18 protein-coding genes are annotated in these 23,440 nt (G+C 69.4%); 7 read left to right on the top strand and 11 right to left on the bottom strand.

The features are described 5' to 3' along the window. Positions 1 to 3 precede the first annotated feature (3 nt). From CYFUS_RS47695 to CYFUS_RS47715, 5 genes are all read right to left on the bottom strand, one after another. Positions 4 to 2,385, bottom strand: coding sequence for an ATP-binding protein (locus CYFUS_RS47695; protein ID WP_232537229.1), 2,382 nt, complete (start codon positions 2,383 to 2,385; stop codon positions 4 to 6). Between the two features lie 167 nt (positions 2,386 to 2,552). Beyond that, positions 2,553 to 3,230: an HAD family hydrolase gene (locus CYFUS_RS47700; RefSeq protein WP_095991291.1), complete on the bottom strand. Its 678-nt coding sequence runs from the start codon at positions 3,228 to 3,230 to the stop codon at positions 2,553 to 2,555. 93 nt (positions 3,231 to 3,323) lie between these two features. Beyond that, positions 3,324 to 3,908 (bottom strand): ExbD/TolR family protein, encoded by a 585-nt coding sequence (locus CYFUS_RS47705; protein ID WP_095991292.1) that lies wholly within the window; start codon positions 3,906 to 3,908, stop codon positions 3,324 to 3,326. 15 nt (positions 3,909 to 3,923) lie between these two features. Then, positions 3,924 to 4,409 carry an ExbD/TolR family protein gene (locus CYFUS_RS47710; RefSeq protein WP_095991293.1) on the bottom strand — a complete coding sequence of 162 codons (486 nt, stop codon included), beginning with the start codon at positions 4,407 to 4,409 and terminating at the stop codon, positions 3,924 to 3,926. 83 nt (positions 4,410 to 4,492) lie between these two features. After that, positions 4,493 to 5,236, bottom strand: coding sequence for a MotA/TolQ/ExbB proton channel family protein (locus CYFUS_RS47715; protein WP_095991294.1), 744 nt, complete (start codon positions 5,234 to 5,236; stop codon positions 4,493 to 4,495). Between the two features lie 303 nt (positions 5,237 to 5,539). On the opposite strand from CYFUS_RS47715, the gene CYFUS_RS47720 reads away from it, so the two are divergent. Then, positions 5,540 to 6,391: a general secretion pathway protein GspE gene (locus CYFUS_RS47720; RefSeq protein WP_095991295.1), complete on the top strand. Its 852-nt coding sequence runs from the start codon at positions 5,540 to 5,542 to the stop codon at positions 6,389 to 6,391. 9 nt (positions 6,392 to 6,400) lie between these two features. Here the strand turns inward: CYFUS_RS47720 and CYFUS_RS47725 are convergent, their stop codons facing one another. The 5 genes from CYFUS_RS47725 to CYFUS_RS47745 form a co-directional block, all read right to left on the bottom strand. After that, complete coding sequence (locus tag CYFUS_RS47725; RefSeq protein ID WP_095991296.1) at positions 6,401 to 8,314, bottom strand: GAF domain-containing sensor histidine kinase; 1,914 nt, start codon at positions 8,312 to 8,314, stop codon at positions 6,401 to 6,403. Continuing rightward, positions 8,304 to 10,280 carry a PAS domain S-box protein gene (locus CYFUS_RS47730; RefSeq protein ID WP_198316381.1) on the bottom strand — a complete coding sequence of 659 codons (1,977 nt, stop codon included), beginning with the start codon at positions 10,278 to 10,280 and terminating at the stop codon, positions 8,304 to 8,306. The genes CYFUS_RS47725 and CYFUS_RS47730 overlap by 11 nt, the downstream gene beginning before the upstream one ends. A 27-nt stretch (positions 10,281 to 10,307) precedes the next feature. Then, the gene (locus CYFUS_RS47735) at positions 10,308 to 11,945 is read right to left on the bottom strand and encodes a right-handed parallel beta-helix repeat-containing protein (RefSeq protein ID WP_095991297.1); all 1,638 of its coding nucleotides are present in this window, start codon (positions 11,943 to 11,945) and stop codon (positions 10,308 to 10,310) included. 276 nt (positions 11,946 to 12,221) lie between these two features. Further along, a complete protein-coding gene (locus CYFUS_RS47740) occupies positions 12,222 to 13,763 on the bottom strand; it encodes a GMC family oxidoreductase (RefSeq protein WP_095991298.1) in 1,542 nt (513 codons plus the stop codon). Between the two features lie 137 nt (positions 13,764 to 13,900). Then, complete coding sequence (locus tag CYFUS_RS47745) at positions 13,901 to 14,284, bottom strand: hypothetical protein (RefSeq protein WP_232537230.1); 384 nt, start codon at positions 14,282 to 14,284, stop codon at positions 13,901 to 13,903. Between the two features lie 207 nt (positions 14,285 to 14,491). Here CYFUS_RS47745 and CYFUS_RS47750 point away from each other — a divergent pair, with 207 nt between their 5' ends. The 4 genes from CYFUS_RS47750 to CYFUS_RS47765 all read left to right on the top strand — a co-directional run bounded on the left by CYFUS_RS47750 (position 14,492) and on the right by CYFUS_RS47765 (position 18,525). Beyond that, entirely contained in the window at positions 14,492 to 15,166 is a 675-nt protein-coding gene (locus CYFUS_RS47750; protein WP_095991299.1) for a dienelactone hydrolase family protein, read from the top strand. A gap of 171 nt (positions 15,167 to 15,337) precedes the next feature. After that, on the top strand, positions 15,338 to 15,853 hold the full coding sequence (locus tag CYFUS_RS47755; RefSeq protein WP_095991300.1) for a hypothetical protein: 516 nt from the start codon (positions 15,338 to 15,340) through the stop codon (positions 15,851 to 15,853). Between the two features lie 111 nt (positions 15,854 to 15,964). Further along, complete coding sequence (locus tag CYFUS_RS47760; protein ID WP_095991301.1) at positions 15,965 to 17,143, top strand: metallophosphoesterase; 1,179 nt, start codon at positions 15,965 to 15,967, stop codon at positions 17,141 to 17,143. Continuing rightward, the gene (locus CYFUS_RS47765) at positions 17,140 to 18,525 is read left to right on the top strand and encodes a hypothetical protein (RefSeq protein WP_157759075.1); all 1,386 of its coding nucleotides are present in this window, start codon (positions 17,140 to 17,142) and stop codon (positions 18,523 to 18,525) included. The genes CYFUS_RS47760 and CYFUS_RS47765 overlap by 4 nt, the downstream gene beginning before the upstream one ends. Before the next feature lie 17 nt (positions 18,526 to 18,542). Here CYFUS_RS47765 and CYFUS_RS47770 read toward each other — a convergent pair whose 3' ends face one another. Continuing rightward, the gene (locus tag CYFUS_RS47770; RefSeq protein WP_095991303.1) at positions 18,543 to 19,901 is read right to left on the bottom strand and encodes a thioredoxin family protein; all 1,359 of its coding nucleotides are present in this window, start codon (positions 19,899 to 19,901) and stop codon (positions 18,543 to 18,545) included. A 197-nt stretch (positions 19,902 to 20,098) separates the two neighbouring features. Here CYFUS_RS47770 and CYFUS_RS47775 point away from each other — a divergent pair, with 197 nt between their 5' ends. Further along, positions 20,099 to 21,466 (top strand): sigma-54-dependent transcriptional regulator, encoded by a 1,368-nt coding sequence (locus tag CYFUS_RS47775; protein ID WP_095991304.1) that lies wholly within the window; start codon positions 20,099 to 20,101, stop codon positions 21,464 to 21,466. 60 nt (positions 21,467 to 21,526) lie between these two features. Further along, positions 21,527 to 23,305, top strand: a complete 1,779-nt coding sequence (locus CYFUS_RS47780) for a GTPase (protein ID WP_095991305.1) — start codon at positions 21,527 to 21,529, stop codon at positions 23,303 to 23,305. Positions 23,306 to 23,440: the final 135 nt, after the last annotated feature.

Here is a 23,440-nt window from a genome sequence, read left to right on the forward strand (position 1 = left end):
GCGCTAGGCCGCGGACAAGGTGGCGAGCGCCTCGTCGATGGTGGCCAGCAACTCGTTGGGCCGCACGGGCTTCTCCAGGACGCGGTTGCGCACCGTGCGCACGAAGTCGCGCATCGCCTGGGTGTAGGCCCCGCCGGAGATGAAGACGAGCCGCTCGAGCAGCTCCGGCGCGTGCGTGCGCAGGTGCGAGTAGACGTCCATCCCGGTCGTCCCCGGCATCTGCAAGTCACACAACACCAGATCGAAGCGCTGCCCCGCGCTCACCCACGCCAGGGCCTCGGCGCCACGCGTGGTGATGACCACGTCGTGCGAGGGCTCGATGAGCATGCGCATGGACTGGGCCAGGCGCGGCTCGTCGTCGATGATGAGGATGCGTCGGCGCGGAGCGGACTCGGCCACGGCACCTGCCGACTCGGGCTCGGCGGGCGAGGGGGACGTCTGCGCCGCGGCGGGCAACACGAGCGTGAAGACACTGCCCTTGCCCGGCTCGCTGCGCACCCGCAGCTCGCCGCCATGGGACTGGACGATCTGCTGACAGATGGCGAGCCCCAGGCCCGTGCCCTCGCCGGAGGGCTTGGTGGTGAAGAACGGCTCGAAGATGCGCGACAGCACGGCGGGAGACATCCCACAGCCCGTGTCGGACACCTCCACCAGGGCGCGGCCGAGGCCGTCACCCCCCGTGCGCACGCGCACCTCGTGCCGCTCGGGATTGCCCTCGGGGATGGCCTGCAGCGCATTGACGAGCAGGTTGAGCAACACCTGTCCGAGCCGGGCCTCGCTGCCGAGCACCGGAGGAGGTGAGCCGAAGTCTTCCACCAGCCGGGCCCGGGCACGCACCGCGTGAGCCGCCATGCGCATCGCGGGAACCACTACCGCGTTGACGTCCAACATCTCCCGCTCCTCTCCTTCCTGCCGACTGAAGACCTTCAGGTCCCTCACGATGACGCGAATGCGCTCGGCGCCCTCGCGCACGGAGTCCAGCCGGGTGCGTGCCTCGGCGAGGTGCTCGGGCCCCTGCCGCAGGCTGCGCGCCACGCCTTCCAGGTTCAACAGAAGGTAAGCCAGTGGGTTGTTGATTTCATGGCCCACACCCGCCGCCAGGGTGCCGACCGCGGCGATCCGCCCCGCGGAGACGAGCTTCTCCTGCAACTGCCGTTGCGCGGTGAGATCATGGTGGGTGCCCACGACGTACGAGACCTGTCCATCCCCTCCCGGGATGCGCGACAGGTGCATCTGGCTGAACAGCCGTGAGCCGTCCTTGTGCATCAGCACCACTTCACCACGAAAGTCGCCCTTCTCACGCAAGGTCTCTTCCACCCGCTGTTGGATCTCCTGCGCCGCCGTGCAGAACTCCCACGGGGAGTGGCCCGCCAGTTCCTCCTGCGTCCAACCGCACATCTCCTGGAAGAAGGGGTTGAGGAAGACGATCCGGGGCCCCTCGCCCGGGCGCTTCTCGCAGATGACCACCCCCTCGCGCACGTTGCGCACGGCGGTGGTCAACGCCTCCAGTTGCGTCCTGGCCGCGCCCTGTTCGCGGCGCACCTCCCTCCACAACAGCCCGACGCCGGTGACGAGCGCCAGGAAGAGCTTGAACCCGAGCAGGTCCGCCGAGCGCGTGCCCTCCGCCGGCACGAAAACACCCGAGGCCACGAGCGCGTGGCCCATGGACACCGCCACGAGCAGTACCAGGCTGAGCGCCGCCCCCGGTGAGCCGAAGCGCAGGGCCGCCCATACCCCGAGCGGAAAGAGCACGAACACCTGCGCGTAGACGAGCGAGGAGCCCCGCAGGCCCACGCTGAAGGACCACAGACACACGCCCAGCAGCAGCCCCATGAGCGCCAGCCCCTCGCGCCAGAGCGTCTCCGGCCTGCGCCGCGCGAGCAGCATCAAGGCCACCCCGGCCCCCAGCATCCCCAGCATGCTCTCCACCCAACCCCGCCAGACGAGCCCTCCCACGGCTTCCCAGGCGAGGGAGGGCCGGGATGCGAGCGACAACACGCCCGACGGGAGGCCCACCAGGGTGCCCGCGGTCGCACAGCAAGCGAGCACCGCCACGTCCTGGAGGCGCGCCCGTCCGGCGGAGAAGCCGAGGCGCCGCAACAGCCACACCCCGAGCACCGCCTCCAGGGTGTGACCCATCGCGAGCGTCAGCGCCACCCCGGGGGAGGCGGAGCCCGAGAGCAGGTGGACGCCCAGCGAGGCCAGGAAGACGGCGGGCCAGCGTGAGCGGCCCAACAGATACAAGCCCGCGAGGGCCACGCCCAGGGAAGGCCACACCGGGTGGGTGATGCCCACGAGCGGCGCCTGGGTCATGCCGAGCCAGGAAGACGCGAGATGCACGACCGCCAGCGCGAGCGTTTCGGCGAATCCTCTCGAACCTTCCACACGGAAATGCTCGAGGCGCTGTGCTTGCGTCGGAATGGCGGTGCCCCCCACACACGTCCCAGCTCTCAGCGGCGTGGATGAGTCATGTTAACCGGCCCGCCGGGGGCCGAAAACGTCCACCGTCCTGGCTGTTCTCCTACCGAACAGACATCCTCGGGCGTGCGCGCTCAGGAAGCGAGGGCGCGAGGCAGGGCCAGCAGGTGCTGGAGCAACTCCTCCACCGAGCGGGCGATCACCCGGGCCCGATGGGTCCGCAACTCCTGCTCATCGCGGAAACCCCACGTCACGCCCACGCCGTACATGCCCGCGGCCCGGGCGGTGTCCATGTCCACGGACGTGTCGCCGATGAAGGCGCATCCACTCGGGTCCACGCCCAGCTCCGCCGCCATGCCGAGCGCGGCCGTGGGGTCCGGCTTGCGAGGCACCCCGACGCGCTCGCCGTAGACGGCCGCGAAGCGCACGCCGGGCAGGAGCTCGGCCACCAGCCGGCGGGTGGCCGCGTCGGGCTTGTTGCTGAGCACCGCCAGCTTCACGCCCTCGTCCGCGAGGCGCTCGAGCAGGGGGAGGATGCCCGGGAACGGCCGGGTCTGATCCAGCATGTGCTCGGCGTAGAAGGCGCGGTAGGTGGCGAGCACGGCCTCCCGCGCGTGCGCGTGTGCCTCGGGGACGGCCCGGGCCACGAGCACCTGGGCCCCCTCGCCCACGAAGTGCCGGTAGGCCGCCAGGGGATGGGGAGGCAGGCCGTGGGTGCTCAGGGCATGGTTCATCGCCGCGCCAATGCCGTGCAGCGAGTCCAGCAGGGTTCCGTCCAGATCGAAGAGCGCGGCGCGAAGGGAGTGGGACATGGCTTCCCGCAAACACCAACGCCCCGGTCCGGACAAGTCCGAGACGCGGGGCGCGGGTGGTTTCCAGGCCCGGGGGCCCGGAAGGGACGACGATTACGGCGTGGCGGCGGCGGTGGTCTCGCCCGCGGCGCCCGCCTCGCCCTTCTGGAGGGTGGCGAAGTTGATGTTGTTGTAGCCCGCGCTGGCGCAGCTGAACATCACCCGCTTGATGATGGCGAACTCCACTTCCTTGTGGGCCTGGATGTTCACGTCACCCTTGAAGGCGTTGGTGTTGCCCTCGGCCATGGCGTGGAGATCCTCGAACTGCTTCTTCATGTCCCGCAGCTTCTCCTCCAGGGCGGGAATGTTGAGGTACTCCTCCTTGACCAGGTCCTGAACGCGGCCGACGACGTTGCCGGAGATGGTGACTTCCTCCCCGGACACCATCACCACCGGGTTCATCTCGATTTCCTTGACGTTGACCGCCTCGGGCAGCTGGATGTCCTTGGTCATCATCAGCACCTCGCCCGTCGCCGAGAAGTTGGCGATGAGGAAGAGCACGATGATCACGAACATGTCGACCAGGGGCGTGATGAGCACGTCCGCGTTGCCACTCTTGTGGCCGTGCGTGCCGTGGCCGAACACCTTGGAGTGTTGCAGCCGTTTGCAGTAGCGCTTGCCGGGAGCCTTGATGGCCATGGTGTGGATGCCTTCCTAACCCATGATGGCGGACACCGAGACCTGGGGCAGGCCGGCGCCGATGCACTGGTCGATGATCCGCACCAGGTCTTCGTAGTGGACCTTGTCCTCGGTCTGCAGCGTGATGGAGGACTGATCCGGGAACTGCGCCTTGAGCTCCTTGAAGCGCGCGAGCAGCGGCGCCAGGTCCAACTTGCCGTTGGCCCCGCGCTTGGCCTCGATGGACGGGAACTCACTCTGGTCCGCCACCAGCTTCAGCTCGGTGGGCGTGACGAACAGCGTGAGCTGGACCGTCTTGGTCTGCTCTTCTTGTTTCTGTTCCTCGTCGGTGGAAGGCCCTCCGGCCTGCGCCACCTGGAGACGGCCGATCTGCGTCCAGACCGCCGTCATGATGAGGAAGCTGATGGTCACCGCCATCAGGTCGATAAAGGGGGTGAGGTTGATGGCAACGTCGAGCGACTTCTTGCCTTTGCCTCCCCCCAGGTCCATTCCGCCGGCCATGGGGCTCTCCTTTCCTTTCCGGAGCGCGTCGCAAAGCTACCGACAACGCGCCCGGAGTTCAGGTTTCGTCAAAGGACGAGGAATTACTCCTCGTCGTGGCCCGCGGACGCCGAGACGGTGGCGTTCTTGAACTTGTCACGGTTGTTGACGATCAGGTTGAGCACCGCGACGCTCGTCTCGTTGATGTCGTTGACGATCGACGTGGCGCGGCCCGAGAGGATGGAGAAGGCGACGACGGCGGGGATGGCCGTGAGCAGTCCGAAGCCCGTGCAGTTCATGGCTTCCGAGATGCCGTTGGCGAGAATGGTCGCCTTGTCGGCCGGATTCACGTTGGCCACCGCCTCGAAGCAGGCGATCAGACCCGACACCGTTCCGAGCAGACCGGCGAGCATCGCCGCGTTGCCGAGCATGGCCAGGTAGCCGGTACGCGCCTCGATGCGGGGCGTCTCGCGCAGGCTGGCCTCGTCGAGCGCCGCCTGGACCTCCTCCTCACCCTTGGGCACGTTCATCAGACCGGCCTTGATGACCTGCGTGAGCGGCGTCTGCTTCTGGCCGGACACGTAGTTGATGGCCTTGTCCAGGTCACCCGCGTAGATGTGCTTCTTGAGGCCGCGCAGGAAGGCCTCCTTGTTGATGGACGCCTTGCCGAACAGCACAATGCTGCGCTCGACCATGATGGCCAGGGCGAACACCAGGCAGACAGCGATGGGGTACATACCCCACTGACCGGCCTCCCAGCGCTTGGCGACTTCCTCGAAGAACGAGCGCTCAGCGCCATGGCCGGCGTTGGCAAGAATGGTCAGGTTCGTCACAAAGCCCAGGTTCATAATTACGTGTTGCCTCCAAAAAACATGCGGACCCGGCGTGACGGGCCTTCGCCATCCCGGACCCCTGACCCCGCGATCTTCCGCGAGAATCATTGGCCCGCCATTGGCATCAATTGGGGCCCGACTTTAAGAACGCCTCTTCAAGTGTGTCAAGACACGGCCTGCTCCCTTAGTTGCTGAAATCTCACGGGAATTTTGAGAGGGAACTTCGCCCGGACGGCTGGTCACATGCCAGACGGACAGCACTTGATGCACCGCGTCATCCCCTTGACGGACAGGGGCGGTGAGGCTAAGGCGCCGCACATGGCCCGAAAGCGGATCGGTGAGTTGCTCCTGGAGAGGGGGGCGATCAGCACGGCCCAACTGGACACGGCGCTCCTGGCGCAACAGCGCACCCGGCAGCGGCTGGGCGCCACGTTGGTGGCCCAGGGCGCGATCACCGAGAAGACCCTGGCGCACGCGCTGAGCGAGGCGCTGGGCGTTCCGGTGATGGATCTGACGGGCCGCGCCCCGGACTGGAGCGCCATCCACCTGCTGCGGGCGCGCTTCTGCGAGCAGCACGACTTGTTTCCCATCTCCCTGGAAAACGTGGGCGGGCGGCGCGTGCTGGTGGTGGCCATGGCGGATCCGCTCGACTCCGCGGCCCTGCAGGAAATGGAGTTCACCACGGGGATGAAGGTGAGCCCGCGCGTGGCGCCCCTGTCGGCCGTGCGCGCCTCCATCCAGCGCTACTACCACCCGGACTCCCCCGCTCGCACCACGTCCACCACCGGTCTGCCCGTGGCGAACGAGGACGACGTGGAGGAGATCATCCTCGGCCAGGAGGAGCTCGAGGGGGAGGGCGGCGAGATCATCCTCGGCGAGGAGCTGCCCCCCGGGGAGATGACGCGCCGCGTCTCGCTCGAGCAGCTCATCCAGGAGCGAGAGCAGAAGCGGCGCGGCACCCGGCGCGGCGCGGCCCGGCGCGCGCCCTCGGGAGACGTCAGCGCCGCGCTGGACTCGCTCTTCGGCGAGCCCCAGTCGCAGGCCTCGGCGGTGGATCCGGTGGAGGAGCTGGAACGCAAGTTCTGGGCCCTCATGCGCATCATGGCGCGCAAGGGGCTGCTCACGAACGAGGAGTTCACCCGCGAGCTGGACGACGAGCCCGAGGGCTGAAACAGGCGTTCAGTCCGGCAGGGGCAGGCGCACCGAGAAGGTGGTGCCCTGGCCGATCACGCTCTCCACGTCCAGCCGGCCCCCGTGCTTCTCCACGATGCGCTGCACGATGGACAGCCCCAGTCCCGTGCCGTGCCCCTCCGTCTTGGTGGTGAAGAAGGGCTCGAAGATGCGCGAGAGGAGCGCGGGCTCGATGCCGCTGCCGGTGTCCTTCACCCACACCACCGCCTCACGCCCCTCGCACCGCGAGCGCAGGGACAGCCGCCCGCCGGGACGCATCGCATGGCAGGCGTTGGTGATGAGGTTGACGAACACCTGCTCCAGGTTGGAGGGCACCCCGGTGAGCTGCGGCACCTCGCCGTAGTCGCGCGACACCTCCACCTGAGCCTTGGTCACCACGTGCTCGCAGTAGCCCAGCGCCTTGTCCAGCAGCGCGTTGAGCCGCACCGGCTCCGGCTTGTTCTTCGACGGCCGCGCGTAGGACGTCAAATCCCTCGTGAAGCGCAGGATGCGCTGGCCGTTCTCCAATATCTTGCGCAGCTTCTCCGCGTCCGGGCCCCCCGAGGCCCCCACGGGCACGCGCTGCAGGAGCGCGTCGGCGTACGTCACCACCGCCGTCATCGGGTTGTTGATTTCGTGCGCCACGCTCGCGGCGAGCTGCCCCAGCGAGGCGAGCTTCTCCGCGTGGATGATGCGCTGCTCGAGCTGCGCCACCACCGTGACGTCCTGCCCGATGGCCATGACGCCCTCCACCTCGCCCTGGGACGAGAGCGACGTGGACGTGGCGAACGAGGCACGCGCCTCGCCCATGCGCGTGCGCAGCCGCAGCTCGAAGTTGGGCAGGTCCTCGCCCCTGAGGGCCGCGAGCAGCACGGGCATCAGCCGCAGGTGCTCGTCGCGGTGCACCAGCCACGCCACGTCCCTCCCCAGCACCTCCTCCTTGCTGAAGCCCGTGAGGCGGCTCATCGCCCGGTTGAAGACGACGATCTTCCCCTCGCGGTTGGCCACGACGATGAGGGCGTTGGCCTTCTCCAGCAGGTCCTCGAGGTACTTGCGCACGAACGTCAGCTCGTCGATGAGCTTGGCGTTCTTCACCGCCACCGCGACCTGGTTGGCCAGCTGCACGAGCACCCGCTCGTCCTGGTAGGTGTTGGCCTCCTGGCGCGAGGCGGGGTACTCCAGGTTGATGGCGCCATAGAGCTGGCTACTGGCCACCAGGGGTGCGCTCACCCCGCCGACGCTGTCCTCGAAGAGCAGCGGCACGCGGCCGGCCACCACCACCTTGCCCGCGGGCAGCGCCGACTCCACCAGGTGCATCTTCTCCGCCGCGCTGCGCTTGAGCACCAGCGGCTCGCGCGAGCCCTCCTTGAGGCGGCCCTCGGCGTAGAGGCTGGTGAGGGCGCCCGTGCGCGCGTCGGTGATGCGGATGCAGAAGGAGCGCCCGGGAAACAGCTCCTTGACGCCGCGCGCCACCGCCGCCACCAGCTCCTCCTCGCTGCCCGCCTCCGCCACGCTGCGCCCCAGGTCCAGCAGCACTCCCTCGGTGCGCGCCTGCTCGAGCAGCGCCTGCTCCACCACCACCAGATGGCCGCGCATGTGCTCCGACTCGCGCCGCCCCACCACCGACACCGAGTCGCCCCGCCGCGTCAGCTCCATCACCACCGCGCCGCCCTGGGGCAGCGCCACCTTCACCTCGCTCGAGCCCCAGTCATCGGGCACGGGCGTGTCCTCGAGCGCCTCCATCATCTGGTCCACCGTGAGGCCATGATCGAAGCAGAAGCGCTTGAAGGCGGCGTTGCCCCGCAGCAGCCGCAGCGACAGATCACAGAGCGCCGCGGGTACCTCCACCGCCTCGAAGAACGCCCGGAAGGCCTCGGCGGAAGGCTCCTCCGGCCCGGGTACACGGCGCGACTCAGTCGTCATTGGAGCTGGCCTTGTCGAGGTCCAGGATCTGCTGCGACCCCATGTAGGCTTTCGTCTCGAAGCGGGTGATGCGGCCTATCTTGCGGACGATCTCCGCCATGCGTTCCGCCTCGCGATAGATGATGTCCACCGGCTTGTACGCGGCGTCCTCCTCCTTGAGCTTGCGCTTGAGCAGCTCCGCGTAGCCCATCACCGAGGTGAGGGGTTGGTTGAGCTCGTGCGCGGTGGTGCCCGCCAGCGCGACGATGACGGCGTTCTTCTCACTCTCCTCCAGGCGCGTCTCCACGTCCGACAGCTTGCGCTCGAGCGCCATGCGGTCGCGCAGGTCCGTGAAGATGCCCACGCTGGCCACCTCGCGGCCGCCCTCGTGGACGATGGAGGCCGTCATGTTCACCGGCACGAGCTGCCCGGTCCGGCTGATGACCTCCTGGCGACATACCTCCAGCCGACCCCGCCCGCCGAAGTCCGGGCCGCGCAACTGGCGCATGATGCGCCGCGACACCCCCTGCGGGTAGAGCTGGTCCACGTGCAGTCCCCCCAGCGCCTGCGCGGCGGTGTAACCGAAGATGGCCTCGGCCCCCTTGTTGAAGAGGATGATGCGGCCCTGCATGTCCGCGGCGACGATGGCGTCCACTGAAGAGTCGATGAGCCGCTCCAGGAAGTCCTTGGTGTGGTGCAGCTCGTCGGCCAGCAGGCGCGCCTGGGTGACGTCCCGGAAGGAGAGGATGATGGCTCGCCGCCCATCCTCCAGGGGCCCCGCGGAGAAGCACAGGGTGAGGCGGCGGCCCCCGGGCAGGCGCACCATCATGTCCACATCCGAGCGGGACTCACCGCGCCGGGCCGCCGTCACCAGCTCCATCAGCACCGTCTCGTCCAATGGCTGGGTGATGTCCACCAGGTGACGGCCCATGGCGGCCTCCGAGGACGTCTCCAGGATGGCCTCGCCCGCGGGGTTGAGGCTGAGCACGCACGCCCGATCATCGAGGATGGCCACGCCCTCGCGCACGTTGGCGAAGAAGAGGTGGTAGGTCTCCAGCGAGGCGGCCTTGGCCTCGGCGGCGATGCGCGCGGACATCTCGCGCTCGGTCTTCCCGCGCACCGACAGGAGCAGCGAGGCGTTGCGCAGGGCGACCGCCGTGGAGTGGGCCACCGTGTTGAGGAAGTCCATGTCGTGGGGAGCGAAGGTGCGCCGGTCGCTCCCCCTGGCGCGCAGGAGCAACACCCCGCGCACCTCGCCCGTGATGATCAGGGGCAGCGCCACGAGCGTGTGGATGTCGCGCACGGCCAGCTCCTCCTGCACGCCCTCGAACAGCGGATGGTGCGGCGCGTCCTCCACGACGACGGGCTCGCCCGTGCGTGCCGCCTCGCGCACCTCGGGGTAGCGCTCCAGATCGATGGGAACGTCCTGGGGGCCCGAGGCATCGCTGGCGGCCACCACGCGCGCGCCCTCGCCCTCCCGGTCCAACATCACCAGCGTGGCCCGCCCCACGCCGAGCCGCTCCGCGATCCGGCGGGTGACGTCGTGCAGCAGGGCCTCCACATCGAGGCTCTCGGCGTAGTCCGCGGTGAGCTCCACCAGGAGCGCCAGGTCCTGCTGCCTTCGCCGCACCTCCTCGCGCTTGTATTGGTGCTTCATCGCGCGCCGCAGCCGCCAGGCGACCTCATGGCAGCCCGCCCCGGAGGTCATCACTTCCTCGGGATGGAACGAATCCACGGTGGAGAAGGACTCCTCGCCCGGCGCCACCCACACCACGACGGAGAGCGCCGCCCCCACGGGCGTGGCGATCAGCGCGGTGAGGGCGGCGTGCGCCTCGGGCAGGGTGAGATCCGCCAGGACAAGGGAGGCCTGCTCGGGTGCCTCCACGCACTGGAAACCCGCCCGGGCCACCGCTTGCCTCAGCGGCTCGCGCGTGGCCAGGACCGCGGGCACCAGGATGACGCCAGGAGAGGACTCGGAGACGGACACGCCCCCGACTCTACTCCGGCTCCCGGCTCAGGGGCAGTCAGACTCCCGCGCCCCCATGTCCGGAGCCCGGCCACACCAGTCCTCCCCCACCGCCAGGCCGGCGTCGCGGGCGGGCGAGGAGGAAGCCAACCAGAAGTCCCCCGCCTCGGCGTCCACGAATCCCGGAGCCTTCTCCACGGAATGGGCGTCCCAGCCCGTGCTCTCCTGCCAGGTGGCGAGATCCTGGTCGCGGGAGTCCTTGCGGAAGGTGGGCGCGTCCCCGAGTGGGGAGTAGAGGTTGCCGTCGAAGGACAGGCCGTTCCATTCCGTGCCGACCCGCACCGCCAGGGCCGCGCAGGCCCCGAGGATGTTGTTGCGCACCTCCACGTCCTCGCTCGCGCCCGACTCCCCCTTGCCCACGACCAGTCCATAGGTGGGCATGTTCCACACGGTGTTGTGCAGCACCTTCACGTCGCTGGCGGTGTCGATGCGAATGCCCGAGCCCTCGCTGCCGTCCGAGTTGACTCCGTCGAACACGCGGTTGCGCCGCAGGACGATGTGGGTGGGCGGAGCGCCCTGTCGGACGCCGCCAATCTGGATGCCCCGGCCGTTGTCGCGCACCTCGTTGTCCTCGATCGTGACGTCGCGCGCGGACATGTGCACCACCACGCCCTCCCCGCCCGAGGTGGAGGAGCGGCGATGGCCCCAGATGCGGTTGCCCCGGAGCGTCACGCGGGTGCACGTCTTGATGTCCGCGCCATTCTCCCGGTTCTCGTGAAGATCATTGTCCTCGACGAGCAGGTTGTCGAACGGGGTGCCCTCCTCGGTGGAACCGCCCTCGGAACTCAGGCACTGCACACCATCGCCGGAGTTGTGGTGGATGTCGTTGGCGCGCACGGTCACGTTCTTGGAGTTGGTCTGCACGCACACGCCGTGGCTGTCCGCTCCGGAGCGCTGGAAGTTCGAGATGGTATTGCCCTCGATGAGCACGTCCCGGGCCTTGCCGGCGACGAAGACGCCCGCCCCATCCGTCCCGTTCTTGAGCGTGCAGCCACGAAGAATGCCGTGATGCGCGCCCTCGCCGCGCCAGTACGCCGCGAAGGCCTTGTCCCCCGCCGCGTCGAAGGTAATGCCCTCGACGCGCCAGTAGGCCCGGCTCACCTCCAACATCGGCGTGCGGCTCCCCGTGCCCCCCTTGAAGACAGGCTTCGCGCCGGGCGCGGCCTTGACCGTGAGATAGCGCCCGGAGGAACCATCCCGGGCATCGAGCAGCAGCCGCTCCGTGTACGTGCCGGATTTGAGGAAGATGGCCTCACCCGGCTGGAGCAGCGATTGTGCCTTCTCCACCGTGCGCAAGGGCGCCGACTCCGTGCCCGCGGCGGAATCCTTGCCACTGGGGGACACCCACAGGATGCGGGAGAACTCCGGGGGAGAAGGCGGCGGGGATGAGGCCGAATCCGTCGTGGGCGCGGGAGGAGCGGAGGGAGATGCCGGCGCGCCAGGCGTTGCCGGAGCGGTGGGAGCCGGCGCGGAGACGTCCCCGGAGGGGGATGGAGAGGACGTCGTCGAGGAGGGCAGCTCCGGAGCGGAAGGTTCCGTGACCGGAGCGGGTTCTCGAGAGCCACAAGCGACAACCCCTACCAGCACCACGGAAGAGACGACGGACTGCAGCCAGCGGACGCGCATCCACACTCCTTGTGTGAGCCGCGATCCCAATGGGGACCCGGAAGACCCGCGCCGGACAGGTCGCCACTTCCCGGTATTCCCCCGCTGCTCCTTCCACTGCTCGTCCGTTCGCGGAGCAGCAGGGCAAGGGACATGATTTCAAGGGGTTGATGACCTGCCAGGAAAGGCGCTCCCCACCTACCCCAACCATCCAGGTCGCAGGTGGGCGCACACGAGTAGAGGGCGAGCCCCCACTCCTGGTGGAACTCCCTCACGGGAGTGGGGAAGCACTCTGGATCAGCCGCCCACCAGCAGTCGAGACGCGAACTCGCCGATCATCACGGACGGCGCGTGAGTCCCCGCCGAGGGAATCGTCGGCATGATCGACGCGTCCGAGATCCGCAGCCCCTCGATGCCGTGGACGCGCAGTCGAGCATCCACCACCGCGTCCTCGCCCGAGCCCATGGCGCAGGTGCCCACGGGATGGAAATAGGGAGAGCACGCCTGACGAAGGAAGGCCACCGACTCCTCCCGGCTCATGCGCTTCGTCGGGGCGACCCAGCTCCTGGTCAACTCACGGAACGCCGGCTGCGACGCGATGTCGAGCCCGAGCTCGAGCCCCGTCAACAAGGCATCGACATCGGCCTGTTCCGACAGGAGGTTGGGTTGGATCTCGAGCGGGCCATCGTGCCGTGCGGTCTTCATGCGCAGGTAGCCCCGGCTCTGGACCCGGACCAGGCCCGGCGCGATGCAGAAGGTGTTCGCGGGAATCGGGTACCGGGCGCCGATCTCGGCCGAGACATAGGGGATTTGAACGGACACGAACATCAGGTCCGGCACGCGCAGCTCGGAGCGGCTCTTCCAATGGAAGGTGCTGCCCACGAGGTTGTTGTTCAGCGGCATCAGCGAGTGCTTCGCCTCGAAGCAGAGCCCGGCCACGATGACGTGTTCCTGGAGGTTCCGCCCCACTCCCGGCAGCGCGGCCACGACCGGGATGCCGAGCCGCTCGAGTTCCTCCGACGGGCCGATTCCCGACAGCATGAGGAGGCGTGGGGTGTCGATCGCTCCAGCACAGAGGATCACCTCCTGGGAGGCACCGATGGACCGCCGCTCGCCCTCCCGCAGGAACTCGAGCCCGGTGCAGCGCGTGCCGGAGAAGGTCAACGAGAGCACCTGCGCCCCGGTCAGCACCGTCAGCTTCGCGTCGTGCATCACCGGCCGCAGATAGGCGCGCGACGTGCCGCAGCGCTCCCCCCCGCGAACGTTCATGTTGATGGGTCCCACCCCCTCGGGGTGGGGCACGTTCACGTCGTCGAGGTACGGCATCCCGTAGGAGCCACCGGCGTCGATGAGCGCGGCGGCCACCGGGTGGAGATTCCTGGCGCGCTCGACCCGAATCGGACCGCCCGCGCCACGCAGGTCGCTGGCCCCGTCCTCCCAGTCCTCCGACTTCTTGAACAGGGGCAGCACGGAGTCGTAGTCCCAGCCGACATTCCCGGCCTCCGCCCAGCCATCGTAGTCGGCCCTGTTCCCACGGGCCCAGATCAACGCATTGGTGCTGCCCGAACCGCCCAGCACCCTGCCGCGCGACAAGAGGATGGAGCGGTGAGCGACATGCGGGCTCGGCTCGTAGAAGTAGTTCTGGGCGTGGGACGAGCCGATGTTCTCGATCCACCGCAGGGGATCCGAGAGGCTCGCGATACCTTCGTCCGACCCACCCGCCTCGAGCAGGAGCACGGTCGCGTCGGTGCCTTCCACCAGGCGGCGCGCGAGGACACAGCCCGCCGTTCCCCCACCCACGATCACATAATCGAAACTCCTGGCGAGCGTGACCGACATGACCTTCCTCCTCTGGCTCGAACGCCAATACCGGTCACGCACCGTGCCCCTTCGCGACGAAGAAGTCTCCGGAAACACGAACGCCCCGGCCCGAAGGCCGAGGCGTTCCCGGTGAAGCGTGATGATGAGAGGTAAGGCTACCCGCGGCCGTAGGGGCCCCGGCCGCGGGGGACCCAGACCCACTGCTGCGAGGTCTGGGTGTAACCCGGCACCCAGCGCTGCTCGTAATGGCCCGGCTCGCACGAGCGCACATAGCGGCGGGTCCTCACGCACTGCTCCTCGACCCAGACGCGCTCGTAGTGACCCGGCACCTCCGTGCGCACCGTCTGCAGCTCGTAGCGGCCGTCACGGCCCCGCGAGGGAGGAGGGGGCGGAGGAGCCCGGTGTGAATCGCGGCCGGGAGCCCAGTTGCTGGCCACGGGAGACGCCGCGTGCTGGATGTTGTCGGCGGCCGTGGCGGCCATGGGGGTGAACAGGAGAGCGGAGAGAGCCAGGGTGAAGAGTCCGTGCTGAAGAGCCATCGTCGTGTCCTCCCAAATCGTTCTTGCTCCTTCTGACGGGGACCCCGTGCGTTGATTCAAAGCCAGTGTGTTTTCCCCTCGGGCCCTCTTGTCGCCGTCCCCCCGGTTCGCCCGTTGACAGTCCCGAGCGGTGCCCGCTCACGCGCCGGGCGGGCGTGCGCGCCGGCTTTATTCTCCGCCTCCTCCACGGACCACAGGAGCGGACACATGGCGAAGCAAGCGAAGCTGACCACGGCGGATGGCGCGGAAGTCGCGGGCTACTTGAAGGCGGCCGAGGAAAGTACCAGCCGGGGAGCGGTCATCCTCATCCATGAGTTCTGGGGCCTCACGGACCAGGTGCGCGGCATGGCGGATCGTCTGGCGCGCGAGGGCTTCACCGTGTTTGCGCAGGATCTCTACGGCGGCAAGGTGACGAAGGATCCCGCCGAGGCCACCAGGCTGATGAACGCCCTGGACATGAAGCGGGCCGCCCAGGAGATCTCCCACGCGGCGGAGGCCCTGCGCCATCGTGCTCCCGGAACCAAGGTGGCGGTGCTCGGCTTCTGCATGGGCGGCGCCCTGACGCTCGCGGCCGCGGCGACGGATGGGCAGCTCGCCGCCGCCATCCCCTTCTATGGGATTCCCCCCGAGTCGGTCGCCGACGTGAAGAAGATCCGCTGCCCGGTGCAGGGGCACTTCGCCAACCACGATGACTGGTGCTCGCCAGACCGGGTGAACGCGCTGGAGAAGACGTTGAAGGGCGCGGGCATCCCCGCCGAGCTCCACCGCTACGACGCGAGCCACGCCTTCTGCAACGAGCAGCGGCCCGAGGTCTACTCGCCCAAGAACGCCGAGCTGGCCTGGAAACGGTCCGTGGAATTCCTCCGCGCCCACCTGGGCTGAGCGGCTCATGGCCCACAGGCTCCAGCCAGGCGGACATGGGCCGGCTGGAGCGCACGCAGGGCCTCCAACACGGCTCCAGCCGCTGTGCCCTTCCCGGGATGCTGTCCCATCTTCAACTGGGCAGGTCGCACGTCGGGGGACTCCGCCCCCAACGGCCTCGGGAGGAAACGCATGTCCGACATCATCGATCCCAAGGGCTCCGTCCCCGTGAATCCACGCTCCGACGTCTTCGTGGACCAGACGCGCGGGCAAGAGTTGGAAGGAAGCCAGGTGCGTGCCGCCGCCTTCTCCCTCGACGATGGACCCGTGCTGGTGCGCTCCGGCGATCTCACGCTCAAGAACCGGGGCCTCATCATCGGCACGCTCACCATGGTGACCGTCAGCCTCATCACCTTCTGGATGCCCGGACTCGGCTCCCTCATGGCCGGCTTCTTCGGAGGCTTCTTCGCCAAGCGCTGGAAGCGCTCCTTCATCGCGGCCGCCCTCGCCTCGGTGGCGGTCCCCCTGATCCTCCGCTTCCTCGACCTCATGAGGCCCGTGCAGGGGCTCCACGACCTGTATGGCATTGGAATGGTGAACTGGACGATCCTGCACATCGTCAGCCTGTTCATCGGCACGGCCATCGGCGTGTACTCGTGCCCCCTGGTGGAGCGCAGCGGCGGTCTGCGGCAGGAACTCCCCGAATAGCCTCCATGCGGCACCCGCGCCCGGCCGTGGGTGCCGCTCCTCGGGTGGCGAATCACATCTGGCCCGGAATCGCCGCAGCACCCGCCCCCGCGCGGGTTCTAGGATGCGCCTGTGAGCACACCCCGCCTCGAGGCCGCCCTCGCCCTCGCCACTTCCGTCGCCCAGCAGGGCCCCCATTCGACGCCGCCCGACGGGAAACCCCGCCTCCACCACTTCGCCATCGGCGATCCCCAGGCGGACATCACCCGCTTCCTCGCCGTGCTGGATCGGCATGGGTTGCTCGGCATGGACGGCCGCCTGCTCCCTGAAGTCCAGCTCATCTCGGTGGGAGATCACTTCGACTGGGGCAAGTCCACCGAGCGCGACGCCGTGGCCACGAGCGCCCTCCGGCTGATCGCGTGGATGGCCGCGCACCCGGCGGATCAAGCGGTGCTTCTGCTGGGCAACCACGACCTGGGCCGAGTGGGCGAGCTGGCCGGCTTCACCGACGCGCGCTTCGCCGCCGCCCAGGAGGAAGCGGACGGCATCTACCGGGGAGGTGACGTCGACGAGGCGCGGGAGCGCGACTTCCTCGCCCGCCACCCCGAGCTCCCCAACGTCGAGCTGGTGGCACGCGACTTCGGCACCTTCCGTGAGGAGCAACGCCGCTGGGTCGACTACCTGTTGCGCGCCCGGCGCTTCCGGGTGGCCCATGCCGCGGCGGAGCGGATGCTCGTCCTGCACGCGGGAGTGACTCGCGAGGATCTGCACGCGGTGGGGATGTCCGAATCCCTCCACTCGCACGCCCCCACCGTGGTGGAGACCCTCAACCAGGCGCTCGACTCCGCCGTGGCCGCCTGGACGCGGGGACCCTTGCACATCCCCGGGCTGTACCGGCCCGGCGACGCCACGTACGGCGAGGGCCGGGGCATCTTCTACCACCGTCCAAGTCTGAGCCCCGAGGACACCCTCCACCGCGACGCCACCCCGCGCCGACGCTTCGATCCCCGCCGACTGCCCCTCGGCCTCACCCAGGTCGTGGGCCACACCCGGGACAAGCGCTGCCGGGAGTTGCTCGTGCTGCCTCACGACCCCTCCCATGACGGCGTGCTGCGCTACCTCGTCACCGATGGCACCACCATCGACTACCGACCCGGCACACCGCGCGCCTCCCACCCGGGCGAGGCCGTGCTCCTCTTCACCGATGGGGGAATGCGTGAGTCGCCGTTGGAGTCCTTCCAGCTACTCGACCTCGATACCCGGGGTCCAGCAACGCCCATGCAGGGCACCGCACGGGGAGAGGTGCAATGACGAGGGTCTGGCGGAAATCGATGCTGGTGCTCCTGGGGCTGCTGGGTCTCGGCGGATGCGCGGGGCCCTCCCGGACACAGAAGTCCTCTGCTCTCGAGGACGCCCGGCGCGCCGAGGAACGTCTCGCGGAGCAGGTAGAACTCCAGGAGTCCTCCGCCGACGAGGACGAGCGGACGGAGCGGGAGTCCTTCGCCCAGAAGGCCATCGCGGCCCTGCGCGAGGCCGGCGAGACGCGGCCCATCCGCTACGACGCCGAGGGCTTCCTGTTGGAGCTCGGGGACAAGGACCCGAGCACGGTGTTCCTCGGCAACTTCTTCGACGAGTACCGCGCCACGCCACCCGAGCAGCGCCACGAGGTGCTCGGCCGCCTCACCCACGTGCGCTCGCCGCCCACGATGCCAGAAGCCTTCGCCGACGTCAGACCCCACCTGATGCCCGTGGTGCGCGGCCGCGCCTTCTTCGAGCGGCTCCGGCTGGAGGTGAAGGGGCGGAAGGATCTCTCCACCCTCCTGTCCTGGAAGCCCCTGGGCGGATTTCTCGGCGTGGGCCTGGCCTTCGATGGTCCGGACACCTTGCGCTACCTCGGCCCGGACGAGCTGCGGCGCTGGGGCGTCTCCTTCGAGGAGGCACTGACGCTCGCGCTGGAGAATCTGCGCCAGCGCAGCCCCGAGTCCCTCGAACGACTCGCCCCCGGCACCTGCCAGGCGCCCTGGCAGGACACGTACGCGGCCTCGCGCCTGCTGCTCGAGGAGGTGGTGCGCCGCTGCCCGGTGCGCGGAGAGCCGGTGGTGCTCGTGCCACACCGCGACCTGCTGCTCATCACGGGCTCCGACGACGAGGATGGATTGAGCCGGGTGGCGCGCATGTCCCTGGACGCCCTGCTGGCCCCTCGCGCCCAGGATGGACGCGCCCTGCGCCTGACGTCCGGAACGTGGGTGCCCTTCATGCCCGAGCGGCTCAGCAATGCCTGGAAGGACTTCCGCCAGCTCGAGCTCTTCACCCAGGCCCGGGACTACGACGAGCAGACCCAGCAGCTCGACAAGCACTACCAGGGCACGGGTGAGGACGTCTTCGTGGCCGCCTTCACGCCCTACCAGGACGAGCACGGGCGGAGCCTCAGCTACGCCGTCTGGCAGAAGGGCATGACCACCCTGCTGCCCCGCGCCGAGCTGATCTTCTTCGTGGACCCCGCCCAGGGAGAGCGGGCCGCACCCGTGGGAGTCGCGCGGTGGGAGGACGTGGCGAAGGTGACCGGCGCACTGGGCACCCCGGTCGAGGGGCTCTATCCAGAGCGCTACCGCGTCCGCGACTTCCCCTCCGACGAGCAGCTCGCCCGGTGGCGTGGAGACCCGGGCGACCTCTTCGACGAGAACGAGCGCTGACGGCGCGAGGGCGGCAACTACGGCGCGCGCTGCCCCTTCACCTCGGCCAGCTTCTTCTCCAGCGAGGCCACCGTGCGCGGCGAGGCCTGCACCGAGGAGAGTGACTTCGCATAGGCGAGCGCGTCCTCCAGCGTCCGGGCCGCCTCGTCGCGCTCTCCCCGGGCGAGGTGGATCTCCGCCCGCTCCGAGAGCACCCGCAGCCGCCGGCCTCCCTGCACCTTCGCCAGGGCCCGGGTGCTCGCGGCCAGCGCATCGTCCAGCCGGTTCAACCGCCGGTAGAGATTGGCCAGGCGCGCGGGCGGGTTGTAGTCATTGGGGAGATCCCGCTCACTCTGCTCGATGGTCGGCACCGCGCGCATCGGATCATCCAGCACCAACGCCGCCGACATGCGGTGCGAGTCGAACACGGAGCGCGCATCGGGCGTGGGCGCGCGGGCGGCCTCGCCCTCGAGGAACGACAGCCACTGTCCGGCGAGCGCCTTCGCCCCGGCCTCATCCCCCACGTGCTTGCGCGCCTCGACGAGCAGCTCGTACACCCCCGAGCGGTCATCCGCCGGCATCGCGAGCTCCGGAGACAGTGCCTGACGCCCCTTCTCCTCCAGCGCGGCCGTCAGCTCCTTGGCTCCCGGAGTCTCCGGTGGCACCTGGAGGGCACACGACAGGCCCAGGCCCGCGGCGTTCGCCCACGAGGCCGACGGGGGCACCTTGGGCAGTTCCGCCAGCGCCGTGCGCGCGCACGCCTCATGACGTTTCGCGCCGTACTGCGCGACGAGGAGCGACTCCAACGCGCGCCCACGACGGGACCAGTCCGCGGGGGCCTCGGCGAGCGCCTGGGCGAGCACGTCCGCCGCCTCGGCCGATTTGCCCTCGCCATAGAGCGCGTCGCCTCGGGCGAGCAGGGCCTCGGGCCCCTGGGCCGCGCCCCGGTACGCGCGCTCCCCATCCTCGAAGAGCTTCTCCAACTGCGCCACGGTGGCGCTGCCCGCGAAGCGCACGAGCGCCTTCTCCTCCTTGGGATCGAGGATGAAGAAGGTGGGCCAGAACTCCACGGGGTACTTCTCCAGGAAGGCCGCGCTGGAGGGCAGATCCGTGTCCACCTCGAGCCAGACGAAGCGGCCCGCATGCCGCGCGAGCGCCGCGTCCGTGAAGACATAGGCTCGCATCGAGCGACAGGTGTGACACCACGGAGCCCAGGTATCGACGAACAGGGGCAGACCTCGCTCCCTGGCCTCCGCGAGGGCGCGTGGGTAATCATTCTCGATGAACGGCAAGGCACCTGAGGCGTGCGCGGCGGGTGGCTCGGACACGGACGCACTTCGCTCCGTGGCGCACCCCCACACCCCGACGGCGAGCAGACAGAAGATGGGCAGTCGCATGGGCCCGGCACCCTAGCCTGGAGCCGAGCGAGGGAGGAAGCAGAGGGGCCGCGTCCCGTTCACCCGCCGCTCCCCGTGCCCACCTTGGAGGGCAGCGACCGTGGCCATCCCCCGTGAGCACGGTGGTAGGCTGGATGCGCGCAACCCACCCGGCGAGGGGACCCTCTTCACTCTCTTCCCGCCCCCATGAGGGACCTATGAGCGGCCGAGTCCTCCTTGTCGATGACGACCCGAGCATGCTGGAGCTGCTGCAGGCGCGCCTCACCCGCCGCGGCTTCTCCGTCACCTCCGTCACCCAGCCGGAAACAGCCGTGCCCCTGGTGCTCGAGCAACCCTTCGACGTGGTGCTCACGGACCTGAACATGCAGGGCATGAGCGGCACGCAGTTGTGTGAGCGCGTCGTGGCCAACCTGCCGGACCTCCCCGTGGTGGTGGTGACGGCCTTTGGCAGCATGGAGACGGCCGTGGCCGCCATCCGCGCCGGCGCCTACGACTTCATCACCAAGCCGGTGGAGATGGACGCGCTGGTGCACACCCTCACGCGCGCCGTGCAGCACTCCCAGCTCAAGGGCGAGGTGGTCCGGCTGAAGAAGATGGTCACCGGGTCGCAGAGCCTGGGCGGCCTGCTCGGCTCCAGCCCGCCGATGCTCAAGGTGTACGATCTCATCACCCGTGTCGCGGACTCGGACGCCACCATCATCATCCACGGCGAGAGCGGCACGGGAAAGGAGCTGGTCGCCCGGGCCCTGCATGACAAGAGCCGGCGGGCCTCGGGTCCCTTCGTGGCCGTCAACTGCGCGGCCATGCCCGAGGCGCTGCTCGAAAGCGAGCTGTTCGGTCACGCCAAGGGCGCCTTCACCGACGCCAAGACGGCCCGCGCGGGCCTCTTCGCCCAGGCGCACGGGGGTACGCTCCTGCTCGACGAGGTGGGGGAGATGCCCCTGGGGCTCCAGCCCAAGCTGCTGCGCGCCCTCCAGGAGCGCCGGGTGCGCCCGGTGGGCGGCAACCACGAGGTGCCCTTCGACGTACGCGTGGTGGCCGCCACCCACCGGGACCTGGAGGGCATGGTGGAGGAGCAGCGCTTCCGCGAGGACCTCTACTACCGCCTCAACGTCGTGCAGTTGGAGCTGCCGCCCCTGCGCGCGCGCGGCGGCGACTGCCTGCTCCTGGCCCAGCACTTCATCGAGCACTTCGCCGCGCGCGCGAACAAGCGGGTGACGGGCATCAACGAAGCCGTGGCCGAGCGGTTGATGAGCTACAGCTGGCCCGGCAACGTGCGCGAGCTGCGCAACTGCATCGAGCGCGCGGTGGCCGTCACCCTCACCGAGCGCCTCGCCGTGGACGATCTGCCGGAGAAGATCCGCGCCTACCGCGCCTCGCAGGTGGTGGTGGCGAGCCTGGACGCCTCCGAGCTGACCACGCTGGAGGAGGTCGAGCGGCGCTACATCCTGCGCGTCATGGAGGAGGTGAAGGGCAACAAGTCACTCGCGGCACAGATTCTCGGCCTGGACCGCAAGACGCTCTATCGCAAGCTCGACCGTTTCAAGGAGGGTACGGGAGAGTAGTCCCGCCGCGCCGCTTTCCATGGGCATCCCGCCCGGCGCGTGCTGTCCTCCGGGAACTGGATGAACGACCTCGCTCCCCTGCGCACCGCGCTCGAGTCCGCCCTCTCCCTCCTTCCCTCCCCCGAGCACTTCGTCGAAGAGGGCGACGCGGACACCGCCCGCCGCCTCCATGAGCGGCTGAGGCGCGATCTGCTGCCCCGCCTGGGAGGCACGGACGCGCCCCTCTTGCTCGTGGCCATCGCCGGACCGAACAACGTGGGCAAGTCCACGCTCTTCAACGCGCTGGTGGGCACGCCCCTGTCCCCGGCCCGGCCCGAGGGTGGCCTCACCAAGCAGTGTCTCGCCGCCGCGCACCCGGACACCTGGACGGGCGCGCTCCGGGACTTCCTCACGCGCCGCTACGACATCGTCCTCGTGGCGCCGGGCGAGACGGCTCCGGTGGATCAGCCAGGGCCGGCGGGGCGGCTCTACCTCGTCCTCGCCGATGCCGTGCCCCGCGGGCTCGTGGTGATGGACACACCGGACTTCGACAGCGTCTACCGCGACAACCGCGAGCGCGCCGAGGCGCTGCTGGTCACCGTGGACGTGCTCGTCTTCGTCGTCAGCCGGCAGACGTACCAGAACGCCGCCCTGGTGGACTTCCTGCGCACGGCGGTGGGCCACGGGCACCCCTACCTCCTCGTCTACAACGAGGCCACCCGCGAGGAGACGGCCCGGGGCCACCTGGAGAAGCTGGCCGCGGACGTGGGCCACCCCGCCCTGGCGCGCTACCTCGCGCCCCACCAGCCCGAGGTGGAGGCCGGCGAGAAGCCACTCGCGACGCACCCGCTCGACGGGGGCCCCTCGCTGTCCGCGCTCCTGGGAAAGCCCGAGCACACCCGCGCCCTCAAGGCCCGTGCCCTGGAGGCCTCGCTCCGGGACGCACGCGCGGACATGGAACGGCTGGCCGAGGCCTCCACCCGGGCCGCGCGGGAGCCCGAACGGTTGCGGCGGCGGCTGCGCCACGAGCTGCTGGGGGTGGGCCGGGCCGCGGCGCTCAAGGCGGTGCCCGCGGATGTGCTGGTGGAGGCCTTCCGCGACGAGCTCGACGCGCGCAGCGCCTTCCACCGCTACGTACGCCTGCCCTTCCGGGGCCTGGCCACGGCCCTCACGTTCCTCTCGCGCCAGGTGCGCCGCTCGTTCACCGGCCCCGAGCCCACCACCGCCCCGGTGGCGCAGGCGACCGAGGACACCCTGCGCGATGGCGTGCGCCGGCTGGTGGAGGGCCTCGCCCCGGAGGTGGCCGCCTGGAGGGGAGAGGCCGCCACGCGCGAGCTGCTCGCCCAGACCCTTGGCCCCGCGACCCTCGCGCGCCTGGACGAGCCGCTGGACGTCGAGGGACTCCAGTCCCGACCCGAGGAGCGCGAGGGCCTTTACGGCTTCTGCCGTGGGCTGGTGGCCCAGGAACTCCACGGCGGCGCGCGTGAGGAGATGCTGCAGACGCTCGCCACGCTCGTCTACTCGGTGCCTTCGGGAGCCGCCGCCGCGGTGACGGTGGCCACGGGGGGCCTCGGCCACGATGCGGTCATCTGGGCCGGCACGCTCCTGTCAACCCCCCTTCTGGAGCGTTTCGTGGATTTGCTGGGCGCGGACCTGCGCGAACGCGTCACCCAGCGCTGGGCCGACTCCCATGGCGCCCTCCTCGCCCAGGCCCTGGAACAACGCTTCTTCGCACCGCTCCTGGGCGCCCTGGACACCCAGGTGGCCGGGTGGGAACGCACCGCGACAACCCTGTCCGAGACAACCTCGCGAATCTCGTTCACAAGAGGAGTCGTGTCAGACCCCTCCCGCATGATGTAGTTCACCGCGACACGCGGAACACGAGGTGAGTGGGATTTCGTCGTACATGGGTTCAAATCTGGCTCGGTGCGGAGTAGGAATGCGGGTTGGGAACAGCGAAGTGGGGATGGGCGAGGGGGTTCGGGGTGACTTCGG

Source organism: Cystobacter fuscus (assembly GCF_002305875.1).
In the GTDB taxonomy this organism is placed as follows: domain Bacteria; phylum Myxococcota; class Myxococcia; order Myxococcales; family Myxococcaceae; genus Cystobacter; species Cystobacter fuscus_A.

Coding starts and splice junctions, on each gene's coding strand:
- CYFUS_RS47700 (WP_095991291.1), bottom strand. CDS start 3,230: ATGTCCCACTCCCTTCGCGCCGCGCTCTTCGATCTGGACGGAACCCTG.
- CYFUS_RS47705 (WP_095991292.1), bottom strand. CDS start 3,908: ATGGCCATCAAGGCTCCCGGCAAGCGCTACTGCAAACGGCTGCAACAC.
- CYFUS_RS47710 (WP_095991293.1), bottom strand. CDS start 4,409: ATGGCCGGCGGAATGGACCTGGGGGGAGGCAAAGGCAAGAAGTCGCTC.
- CYFUS_RS47715 (WP_095991294.1), bottom strand. CDS start 5,236: ATGAACCTGGGCTTTGTGACGAACCTGACCATTCTTGCCAACGCCGGC.
- CYFUS_RS47720 (WP_095991295.1), top strand. CDS start 5,540: ATGGCCCGAAAGCGGATCGGTGAGTTGCTCCTGGAGAGGGGGGCGATC.
- CYFUS_RS47725 (WP_095991296.1), bottom strand. CDS start 8,314: ATGACGACTGAGTCGCGCCGTGTACCCGGGCCGGAGGAGCCTTCCGCC.
- CYFUS_RS47735 (WP_095991297.1), bottom strand. CDS start 11,945: ATGCGCGTCCGCTGGCTGCAGTCCGTCGTCTCTTCCGTGGTGCTGGTA.
- CYFUS_RS47740 (WP_095991298.1), bottom strand. CDS start 13,763: ATGTCGGTCACGCTCGCCAGGAGTTTCGATTATGTGATCGTGGGTGGG.
- CYFUS_RS47745 (WP_232537230.1), bottom strand. CDS start 14,284: ATGGCTCTTCAGCACGGACTCTTCACCCTGGCTCTCTCCGCTCTCCTG.
- CYFUS_RS47750 (WP_095991299.1), top strand. CDS start 14,492: ATGGCGAAGCAAGCGAAGCTGACCACGGCGGATGGCGCGGAAGTCGCG.
- CYFUS_RS47755 (WP_095991300.1), top strand. CDS start 15,338: ATGTCCGACATCATCGATCCCAAGGGCTCCGTCCCCGTGAATCCACGC.
- CYFUS_RS47765 (WP_157759075.1), top strand. CDS start 17,140: ATGACGAGGGTCTGGCGGAAATCGATGCTGGTGCTCCTGGGGCTGCTG.
- CYFUS_RS47770 (WP_095991303.1), bottom strand. CDS start 19,901: ATGCGACTGCCCATCTTCTGTCTGCTCGCCGTCGGGGTGTGGGGGTGC.
- CYFUS_RS47775 (WP_095991304.1), top strand. CDS start 20,099: ATGAGCGGCCGAGTCCTCCTTGTCGATGACGACCCGAGCATGCTGGAG.
- CYFUS_RS47780 (WP_095991305.1), top strand. CDS start 21,527: ATGAACGACCTCGCTCCCCTGCGCACCGCGCTCGAGTCCGCCCTCTCC.